This is a genomic window from Staphylococcus sp. GDB20D11A (assembly GCF_016893255.1).
Taxonomy (GTDB): Bacteria; Bacillota; Bacilli; order Staphylococcales; family Staphylococcaceae; genus Staphylococcus; species Staphylococcus aureus.
Genome location: NZ_JAFEPJ010000042.1, coordinates 1 through 886 on the forward strand (window position 1 = coordinate 1; position 886 = coordinate 886).

Genomic DNA, 886 nt, shown 5'->3' on the forward strand with positions numbered 1-886 from the left:
GATCGCTTTAATATTTGCTACGGGTCGATAATCAACTTGTAATGCTTTTTGCCATAAACTAACCCATTCTTCTTGAGTTATATAATTAGCTTTATTCTTAAAATAACTATTTTCAACACTTAACAAAACATGCATATGTTGATTATAACTGCCGTCATTTTTATTAACTGTTACTTCTGTTGAACGCATAAAACCAATTAAATTTTTACTAACTTTTTTATATTTAAATAATCTTCTAAATGATTCAGTTAAGTGTTTCAAACTTTGTTCTAAAGTATCCCCATCTATAGCATTTTTTGTTGAAAGTGTTAGAAATAACCAACGTGCTTTCGGTTTTTCCTTAACCACTTCTTCAATCACTCTTTGAGCTTGATAACTATTTTTCATAGCACGCCTCCAATTACAAACTGGACATAATTTTGATTTACAAAACCATGTCTTATGTAACTTCAAATAACCTTCATCAGTCGGCTTGAACTCTAAGACGTTACCACATTGTTTTACGTTAAAAGCCTTTTTAATTTTTAAAATTTCCAGTATGTCTGCATAACTTACATTATCAATTTTCTTTTCTCTCCATGGGCGTTGCTTCCCACTTTTCGTCATATCTTTTAATGTTTCGTTATCTTGATTTTCGTCAATATATTTAGTAGTATTATATTGCATATAAAAAGCCCCCAGTTTTATTTAAGATTCGACACCTTAATAATATAACTGGGGTTTTTTCATGTCAAATTTTCTTTTCAACTCCAAAAATACATAAAAACACTGTCATATCAACGACAAATCATGTTTTTAAAAAAGAACGTTATTTCTATATAGTATCAAGACAAGAAGAAACTCGTTTTCAACTCGTTTCAAATTTCCAAGTTAGGAGGGATAAAAT

General features: G+C 29.3%; 1 protein-coding gene. It reads right to left on the bottom strand.

Going from position 1 to position 886, the window contains the following annotated elements:
• A partial coding sequence (locus tag JV528_RS14300; RefSeq protein WP_204254859.1) for a protein rep occupies window positions 1–666 on the bottom strand: 666 nt, incomplete at its 3' end.
• Window positions 667–886 lie beyond the last annotated feature (220 nt).